General features: G+C 39.4%; 5 protein-coding genes, 2 tRNA genes and 1 pseudogene. 6 read left to right on the top strand and 2 right to left on the bottom strand.

The window, feature by feature from the left end:
• The first annotated feature begins 70 nt into the window (after positions 1 to 70).
• The 6 genes from ADF62_RS03300 to ADF62_RS03275 all read left to right on the top strand — a co-directional run bounded on the left by ADF62_RS03300 (position 71) and on the right by ADF62_RS03275 (position 7,448).
• Positions 71 to 154, top strand: a tRNA-Leu gene (locus tag ADF62_RS03300).
• 51 nt (positions 155 to 205) lie between these two features.
• Positions 206 to 4,600: a PolC-type DNA polymerase III gene (locus ADF62_RS03295; protein WP_048788062.1), complete on the top strand. Its 4,395-nt coding sequence runs from the start codon at positions 206 to 208 to the stop codon at positions 4,598 to 4,600.
• Between the two features lie 163 nt (positions 4,601 to 4,763).
• Complete coding sequence (locus ADF62_RS03290; protein WP_048788061.1) at positions 4,764 to 6,005, top strand: aminopeptidase; 1,242 nt, start codon at positions 4,764 to 4,766, stop codon at positions 6,003 to 6,005.
• A 19-nt stretch (positions 6,006 to 6,024) separates the two neighbouring features.
• A complete protein-coding gene (locus tag ADF62_RS03285) occupies positions 6,025 to 6,255 on the top strand; it encodes a GlsB/YeaQ/YmgE family stress response membrane protein (protein WP_002889604.1) in 231 nt (76 codons plus the stop codon).
• A 132-nt stretch (positions 6,256 to 6,387) separates the two neighbouring features.
• Positions 6,388 to 6,816: a MarR family winged helix-turn-helix transcriptional regulator gene (locus tag ADF62_RS03280; RefSeq protein ID WP_048788060.1), complete on the top strand. Its 429-nt coding sequence runs from the start codon at positions 6,388 to 6,390 to the stop codon at positions 6,814 to 6,816.
• 86 nt (positions 6,817 to 6,902) lie between these two features.
• Positions 6,903 to 7,448 carry an NAD(P)H-dependent oxidoreductase gene (locus ADF62_RS03275; protein ID WP_003092301.1) on the top strand — a complete coding sequence of 182 codons (546 nt, stop codon included), beginning with the start codon at positions 6,903 to 6,905 and terminating at the stop codon, positions 7,446 to 7,448.
• Between the two features lie 87 nt (positions 7,449 to 7,535).
• Here ADF62_RS03275 and ADF62_RS03270 read toward each other — a convergent pair.
• Positions 7,536 to 7,606: transfer RNA gene (locus ADF62_RS03270), tRNA-Cys, on the bottom strand.
• Between the two features lie 175 nt (positions 7,607 to 7,781).
• Positions 7,782 to 8,926 (bottom strand): annotated as a pseudogene (ahpF, locus tag ADF62_RS03260) (alkyl hydroperoxide reductase subunit F); the annotation flags it as partial.
• Positions 8,927 to 9,234: the final 308 nt, after the last annotated feature.

Below are 9,234 nucleotides of genomic sequence, written 5' to 3'. Positions count from 1 at the left end.
CAAGCGGTAAGGCAAGGGACTTTGACTCCCTCATGCGTTGGTTCGAATCCAGCTACCCCAGTTATACTTTGCCGGCGTGGCGGAATTGGCAGACGCGCTGGACTCAAAATCCAGTGTCCGCAAGGACGTGCCGGTTCGACCCCGGCCGCCGGTATATGTTACACTCCTTCAGGAGTGTTTTTTTGTCTATAGGAGTTTATTTTTTATGTTTAATAAATTTCAGCTTCTCTTAAAACAAATTCGTTTGCCTGAGGATCACGATGCTTTTAAAGAAATTAAAGATGGTTCTATCGAAACAGTAAAGCTATTTAAATCAAAGCGCCAGTGGTTTTTTGTTTTTTCTTTTCCTAGTGTTCTGTCTTATGAGTCTTTTACTCTTTTTGATAGTTTACTTCATTCTTCCTTTAATTCTTTAGGTGCCAAAGTTTTTTTTGAGATTCGTTTAGTTACTACTGCTTGCGATGATTCATTACTTGGGAATTATTTTTCATATGCTTTAGATAGTTTAAAAGTGTCTCACTTTTCTATTTATTCTTTATTCTCAAATTTAGACGTTGAGATTTCGAATAATAGTATTTTTGTTAAGGCTCCAGAGCATATTATAAAGGAAAATTTACAGGATAGATTTATTTCTTTGATATCTAAATCTCTTTCTCAAGTTGGTTTATCTGATGTATCCATTTCTGTTGTCGAAGATAAGGTAGCTTCATCTTCTTTTGAAGAGGCTTACCAAACAAATAAGGTTTCTTTACAAGAACAAGCTGAGTTTCAAGCAAGACAAGCGCTTCAATCTATTCTTGAAAGTGTCCCAGCACCGAAACCCGTGAGCGAACCGTCCCAAAATTTTGCTGAGAAACAAAGTCAACGTCAAGCTAGTTTTGATAAGGCTGAAATAACACCAATGGTTGATATTAATTCTGAAGAGAATCGTGTTGTTTTTGAAGGATATATTTTTGATGTAGAGCAACGTGAAACTAAGACTGGTAGAATTATTATTAATTTCAAGGTAACTGATTATACCTCTAGTTTTGTTATGCAACGATGGGTCAAAGATAGTGATGAGCTCGCTAAGTTCGATATGATAAAAAAGGGGAACTGGGTTAGGGTTCGTGGTCGTATCGAGAATAATCCTTTCACTCATAGTCTGACAATGAATGTACAAGATATCAAAGAGATTTCGCACACACCTCGCAAGGATTTGATGCCTGAGGGACAAAAGCGTGTGGAATTTCATGCACATACTAACATGTCGACTATGGATGCCATGCCAACTGTGGAAGAGCTTATTGATACTGCTGCTTCTTGGGGGCATCCAGCTGTTGCTATAACTGATCACGCTAATGTTCAGAGTTTTCCTCATGGCTATCATAGGGCTAAGAAAGCTGGTATTAAGGCTATTTTTGGTCTTGAAGCCAATCTTGTTGAGGATAAAGTTCCTATTGTTTATAATTCCCAGAATTTGGAATTAAAAGAAGCAACTTATGTTGTATTTGACGTTGAGACAACGGGCTTGTCTGCTGTTCATAATGATTTGATTCAGATTGCGGCATCAAAAATGCATAAAGGTAATATCGTTGAGCAATTTGATGAATTTATAGACCCAGGGCATCCTCTTTCTGCTTTTACTACTGAGTTGACGGGTATTACTGATAATCATGTAAAAGGTGCTAAACCTTTAGTCCAAGTTTTACAGGAGTTTCAAGAATTCTGTCAAGGAACTGTGCTAGTGGCTCATAATGCGACCTTTGACGTTGGTTTTATGAATGCCAATTACGAAAGACATCAGTTACCAACAATTTCACAACCGGTTATTGATACTTTAGAATTTGCACGAAATCTTTATCCTGAGTATAAGCGTCATGGTTTGGGTCCTTTGACGAAGCGGTTTGGTGTGGCGTTGGACCACCACCATATGGCCAATTATGATGCGGAAGCTACGGGCCGTCTGTTGTTTATCTTCATAAAAGATGTGTTTGATAAGCACGGTTTGACTAATCTGGAACAGTTGAACACGGAGTTGGTTTCTGAAGATTCGTATAAAAAGTCTCGTGTCAAACATGCAACGCTATATGTTCAGAATCAAACTGGCTTGAAGAATATCTTTAAGTTGGTAAGTTTATCAAATGTCTCATACTTTGAGGGAGTAGCACGTATTCCTCGTACGGTCTTAGATGAGTATCGTGAGGGAATTATTGTAGGTTCTGCTTGTGCTGATGGTGAGGTTTTTGATACGCTTCTATCTCACGGTATTGATAAGGCGGTTGAAGTTGCTAAATATTATGACTTTATTGAAGTTATGCCACCGGCAATTTATGCTCCCTTGATTGCAAAGGATTTAATCAAGGATGAGGCGGCTATAGAACAACTGATTCGAGATTTGATTGAAGTCGCTAATCGTCTGGACAAACCTGTGCTGGCTACGGGAAATGTACATTATATCAATCCTGAAGATGCCATTTATCGTGAAATCATTGTTCGTGCTTTGGGACAAGGAGCCATGATTAATAGGCCAATTGGTAAGGGAGAAAATGCGAAACCTGCTCCCTTACCTGAAGCTCATTTTAGGACAACTAACGAGATGCTAGATGACTTTGCCTTTTTAGGAAAAGACTTAGCCTATAAAATTGTTGTAACTAATACGCAGGCTATGGCGGACCAAATTGAAGAGGTTGAGGTTGTCAAAAAAGACTTGTACACACCTTTCATTGATCGTGCAGAAGAACAGGTTGCAGAGATGACTTATGCTAAAGCATTTGAGCTTTATGGTAATCCTTTGCCTGACATTATTGACTTGCGGATTGAGAAAGAGTTGTCCTCAATTCTTGGTAATGGATTTGCCGTAATATATCTGGCATCACAGATGCTGGTAAACCGTTCAAATGAACGTGGCTACCTGGTTGGCTCTCGGGGGTCTGTTGGCTCTAGTTTTGTTGCAACAATGATTGGAATTACTGAGGTAAATCCTATGCCACCTCATTATTTATGTCCTAAATGTCAACACTCAGAGTTTATCACGGATGGTTCTTATGGCTCTGGTTTTGATTTGCCTGATAAGGAATGTTCAGAATGTGGAACTGAGTATAAAAAGGATGGTCAGGATATTCCTTTCGAGACCTTCCTCGGTTTTGATGGGGATAAGGTTCCTGATATTGATTTGAACTTTTCAGGAGATGATCAGCCGTCGGCTCACTTGGATGTACGTGATATTTTTGGAGAGCAATATGCCTTCCGTGCTGGAACGGTAGGTACTGTTGCAGATCGGACAGCTTATGGTTTTGTCAAGGGTTACGAACGTGATTACAATAAGTTCTATCGTGATGCTGAGGTTGATCGTTTGGCTATGGGTGCTGCTGGGGTTAAGCGAAATACAGGTCAGCACCCAGGTGGTATCGTTGTTATTCCAAATTATATGGATGTCTATGATTTTACACCTGTTCAATATCCGGCTGATGATGTAACTGCTGCTTGGCAGACAACTCACTTTAACTTCCACGATATCGATGAGAACGTGTTGAAGCTAGATATTCTGGGGCATGATGATCCGACTATGATTCGTAAGTTACAGGACCTATCAGGAATTGATCCAAAAGATATTCGAGCAGATGATCCGGATGTGATGAAACTTTTTTCAGGGACTGAGATTTTAGGGGTAACACCTGAACAAATTGGGACCTCAACGGGAATGTTGGGGATCCCTGAGTTTGGGACTAACTTTGTTCGTGGTATGGTCGATGAGACGCATCCGACGACCTTTGCAGAACTCTTACAGTTATCTGGTTTATCCCATGGTACAGATGTGTGGTTGGGTAATGCACAAGATTTGATTAAGGAAGGTATTGCCACCTTGAAAACAGTTATCGGTTGTCGTGATGATATCATGGTATACCTAATGCATGCAGGGTTAGATCCTAAGATGGCCTTTACCATTATGGAACGTGTGCGTAAGGGAATGTGGTTGAAAATTTCTGAAGAAGAGCGAAATGGTTATATTCAAGCCATGCGTGAAAATAATGTTCCGGACTGGTATATTGAATCTTGTGGTAAAATCAAGTACATGTTCCCTAAAGCCCATGCGGCTGCTTACGTTATGATGGCCCTTCGTGTAGCTTATTTCAAGGTGCACCATCCTATTTATTACTATTGTGCTTACTTCTCGATTCGAGCCAAAGCATTTGAGCTTAAGACGATGTCTGCAGGGCTCAATGCTGTTAAAACTCGAATGGAAGATATTAAGGAGAAGCGCCAACGAAATGAAGCGACTAATGTTGAAAATGACTTGTTTACAACGCTTGAAATTGTCAATGAAATGTTAGAACGTGGCTTTACTTTTGGCCAGTTAGATCTTTATAAGAGTCAGGCGACTGAATTTTTGATTGAAGGAGATACCTTGATTCCTCCGTTTATCGCACTTGAAGGTTTGGGTGAAAACGTTGCGAAGCAAGTAGTTGCTGCACGTGAAGAAGGGGAATTTCTCTCCAAAACAGAATTGCGTAAACGAGGAGGCCTATCATCAACCTTGGTTGAAAAATTGGATGAAATGGGCATTCTAGGAAATATGCCAGAAGATAATCAGTTAAGTCTTTTTGATGATTTCTTTTAATGGCTAAAGTGAATTGTCATCAACTTTGAGAGAATGGAGTCAGTCTCCGTTCTCTTTTTGTTTAGGTATCTGTATGTGATGATAAAAAGCCAAAGCTGATAGAAAACTTTTTTCTTCGTCTTATGGTATACTGATAGAAAATTATAGTTTCAAGGAGTTAATCATGGTTTTACCACATTTTAAAGAAAATCTTGAAAAATATGCTAAATTATTGGTTGCCAATGGGATTAATGTACAACCTGGTCATACGGTGGCCTTGAGTATAGATGTAGAGCAAGCAGAGCTAGCTCATCTTTTAGTAAAAGAAGCCTATGCTTTAGGAGCAGCTGAGGTAATTGTTCAATGGTCGGATGATATTATTAATCGCGAGCGCTTCTTACATGCCGATATGGACCGCATTGAAGAGGTTCCTGCTTATAAAAAAGCTGAGATGGAATATTTGTTGGCCAAAAAGGCAAGTCGCTTAGGTGTTCGTTCATCAGATCCGGGGGCCCTTAATGGTGTCGCTCCTGAACGTCTATCTGCTCATGCTAAGGCTACTGGGGTAGCCTTTAAACCTATGCAGGTGGCAACTCAGTCTAATAAGGTTAGTTGGACTGTAGCTGCTGCAGCTGGTAAGGAATGGGCTAAGAAGGTCTTTCCCGATGCTTCGAGTGATGAGGAAGCTGTAGATTTACTTTGGGACCAAATTTTCAAGACCTGTCGTGTTTACGAAGAGGATCCTGTACATGCCTGGAAGGAACATGCTGACCGTTTAGATGCTAAAGCACGTATACTCAATGAGGCGCAATTCTCAGCCCTTCATTACACAGCACCAGGAACAGATTTGACCCTTGGTTTGCCGCAAAACCACGTTTGGGAGTCAGCAGGAGCTATCAATACCCAAGGTGAAGGTTTCTTGCCGAATATGCCGACAGAAGAAGTCTTCACAGCTCCTGATTTCCGGCGTGCAGATGGTTATGTCTCAAGTACAAAACCACTAAGTTATAATGGTAATATTATTGAGGGAATCAAAGTAACCTTCAAAGATGGTGAAATTGTAGATATTACAGCAGACCAAGGTGACGAAGTGATGAAGAATCTCGTCTTCAACAATAATGGGGCGCGTGCTCTAGGTGAATGTGCCTTGGTAGCAGATCCAAGTCCTATTTCGCAGTCTGGTATTACCTTCTTTAATACCCTTTTTGATGAAAATGCCTCCAACCATCTAGCTATTGGGGCAGCCTATGCTACCAGTGTTGAGGGGGGAGCAGACATGACAGAAGAGGAGCTTAAAGCAGCTGGTCTTAATCGTTCTGATGTACACGTAGATTTTATGATTGGTTCAAGTCAAATGGATATTGATGGTATCCGCCAAGATGGTAGTCGTGTGCCTATCTTCCGAAATGGGGATTGGGTGATTTAAGTATCGTGGAGGATTTCTTATGATTGGAAGTATGATAGTTGGTTTTCTAATTGGCCTTATTGCCTCTGCTATATCAAATAGGGGTGAACGTATGGGCTGTATTGGTAAGACCTTTGTTGGATGGTTAGGTGCTTTTGTTGGTCAGCTTCTTTTTGGAAATTGGGGACCGATGCTAGCAGATACTGCTATCGTTCCTTCGGTACTAGGTGCTGTTATCTTATTAGCCCTTTTTTGGAATCGTAATAGTTAGAAATGAAAGAGTTCTGAGATATTGGTTAGATATCTAAGGAGCCTTTTTTCTTATTTTTTCATTTCCATATACCACTTTTAGAAAAACTGTGGTAGAGTAGTGAAAATAGCATCTATTTGGAAAGGACTAGGAATGAGTGACTTAGATAAAAACATAGCTGTAAAAAGTATGGTTGTTATGCGTAAGGCTTTTCGTACCATCGATGCCAAGGTTTCTGAGACCTTCAAAGAATTTAATTTGACACCAACTCAATTTGGGGTTATGGATGTGCTTAATGCCAAGGGGCGTATGAAGATTGGTGAATTAATTGATCGCATGCTTGCTACCTCGGGTAATATGACTGTCGTCATTAAAAACATGGAGAAAAAGGGTTGGTTGATACGAAAAGCCTGTCAAACAGATAAGCGTGCTTTTGAGATTGATTTGACGGATGAGGGCCGCCGTATTATCAAAGCAGCAATCCCCCCACATCAGCGAGCGATTGAGGAGACTTTTTCCGTTTTGTCTCCTGACGAACAGTCACAATTGGTAGAGCTTCTGAAAAAATTTAAGAATGTCTGAGCATATTTCTTTATATTTATAATAAAATCAATTATATTACTATGTAGTAGTAAAAATGATTGTTAGAAATACAAAGGAAATTTATCATGAAAAATATCCTATTTATCGTTGGTTCTCTTCGTAAGGGATCATTTAACCACCAATTAGCAGAAGAAGCTGAGAAAATGCTAGCTGATAAAGCTAATGTTTCTTATCTTGACTATAGTAAAGTACCTGTTTTTAATCAGGATTTAGAAAGTCCGGTTCTTCCTGTTTTGGCAGAAGTTCGAGAACAGGTCTTGGCAGCAGATGCAATCTGGATTTTCTCACCGGTTTATAATTTCTCAATTCCTGGGCCAGTGAAAAATTTGCTTGACTGGCTAAGCCGCGCCCTTGACCTATCAGATCCTTCAGGGCCATCAGCTCTTCAAGATAAGATTGTAACCGTGTCATCAGTTGCTAATGGTGGTCACAATCAACTTTTTGATGCCTACAAAGAATTGTTACCATTTATCCGTACCCAAGTAGTTGGTGATTTTACAGCGACACGTGTAAATGATACAGCCTGGGTAGATGGAAAATTCGTAGCAACAGAAGAAGTTCTTGAAAGCCTTCAGAATCAAGCGGAAGCTTTGATTGAAGCGATTAAATAAGAATAATGAATACCCGAGCTTTCTAGCTTCGGGTATTTTTATATGCAACAATGAAAAAAGACACCCTAAGGTGTCCTCATATTATGAAGGCGGTAGACGGATTTGAACCGACGATCAAGCTTTTGCAGAGCCGTGCCTTACCACTTGGCTATACCGCCATAACAGATACCATTCTATCGAAAAAACAAAGATTCGTCAAGCCTCTTTCATCAAATTGACTGATTGATTGTTCAAACTGTCCATCTACAAGAAACATAAAGAGACTGAAAGACATTCAACTTCTTTGTATTAATTATAACTGTTGTATATAGATTACTAACACGTATGTCTTGATTATTGTCTAATCAAGTAATCAAAGGCTCCGATAGCATTTGTAGCACTAGACCCCATGGAAATAATGATTTGTTTGTAGGCGCTGTCAGTATAGTCACCTGCTGCAAAAATACCAGAGATATTTGTTGAACCAAATTTATCAACGATAATATCTTGGCGTTCATTGAGTTCAATACCACTGTCTTTGAGCCAAGCAGTACTTGGTACAAGACCAATTCGAACAAAGACACCCTCAAGGTTAAGATGTTTTTCTTCATTTGTATCACGCTCAACGTATCTCAAACCAGTCACATAATCTTGACCCAGAATTTTTTTGTTGCAACGTTCTTAAGAATGGTTAGATTATCCGTTTTAGCAGCTCGTTCTTGTAAGACTTGATCTGACTTTAATTCAGGTAAGAACTCTAAGACCGTAACATGTTTAGTGATACCGGCTAAATCTAAAGCCGCTTCCAAACCTGAGTTACCACCACCGATAACGGCAATATTTTTCTCTTCAAATAGTGGACCATCACAGTGTGAGCAATAAGTAACACCTTTGTTGCGGAATTCTTCCTAGCCAGGAATGTTGATATTACGCCATTTGGCTCCGAGAGCTAGGATAGCAGTTTTAGCCTGTAGAACGGCACCGTTAGCTAGTGTGACTTCAATGAGTTCTTTCTTTTCAATGCCAGTAGCTAATTGACTTTTGATGATATCAACGTCGTAAGATTTAGTATACTCTTCAACTTGGTCCATTAACTTAGTACCTTCTGTATATAGCGTACCAATCATGTTTTCAATACCAACTGTCTCAATAACTTGTCCTCCAAAGGTTTCTGCTAAAAGACCAGTTTTTAGTCCTTTACGGGTAGCATAAATTGCAGCACTGTTTCCAGCAGGACCACCACCAATAATCAAAACATCATAGACACCTTTATCAGCGAAAGAATCAGCATCAAGTGGGCCGTCGAGTTTTTCTACAAGCTGTTCAATGCTTGCACGACCAGATGTAAATTCTTCTCGGTCTTTATAAACCGTAGGAACAGACAAGATACCTTTCGCTTTGACTTTACCCTAATACATTCCACCTTCAATCATAGTATGTGTGATATTTAGGTTCAAAACAGCCATAATATTAAAAGCTTGAACGATATCTGGACAATTAATATTTTCATCTGTTACAGTGATGAATTCCCCATTTTGAGAAGCTTGTGCTGAAAATTCTATAATTTCTTTTCCGACTAATGACAAAATAATGTCATCCTCTATTTTTGAAAGCCTAATTATAAACAAAATACTTATTAATCTTAAAGAAAACGATTTTATTTTTTAATGAAAGCATGTTTTTTCCAATGAGGTTATTGATTTTATAGCTTGTCAAATATCACTTTTTTTGATAAACTACTATAGTTACCTAGAGTGACAAATACTCATTTTAAGCCGATTGTGGTCTTGTTGCCGCAAGGTGGGAC

Origin of the sequence: Streptococcus sp. 1004_SSPC (assembly GCF_001069025.1) — a bacterium.
Classification (GTDB): domain Bacteria; phylum Bacillota; class Bacilli; order Lactobacillales; family Streptococcaceae; genus Streptococcus; species Streptococcus vestibularis.
Note: the sequence above shows the minus strand (reverse complement) of the source record. Positions and strands in the feature narration are given on the sequence as shown.

What these genes read in the sequence shown, in the direction of transcription:
- ADF62_RS03295 (WP_048788062.1), top strand. Translation starts at nt 206, where the DNA reads ATGTTTAATAAATTTCAGCTTCTCTTAAAACAAATTCGTTTGCCTGAG.
- ADF62_RS03290 (WP_048788061.1), top strand. Translation starts at nt 4,764, where the DNA reads ATGGTTTTACCACATTTTAAAGAAAATCTTGAAAAATATGCTAAATTA.
- ADF62_RS03285 (WP_002889604.1), top strand. Translation starts at nt 6,025, where the DNA reads ATGATTGGAAGTATGATAGTTGGTTTTCTAATTGGCCTTATTGCCTCT.
- ADF62_RS03280 (WP_048788060.1), top strand. Translation starts at nt 6,388, where the DNA reads ATGAGTGACTTAGATAAAAACATAGCTGTAAAAAGTATGGTTGTTATG.
- ADF62_RS03275 (WP_003092301.1), top strand. Translation starts at nt 6,903, where the DNA reads ATGAAAAATATCCTATTTATCGTTGGTTCTCTTCGTAAGGGATCATTT.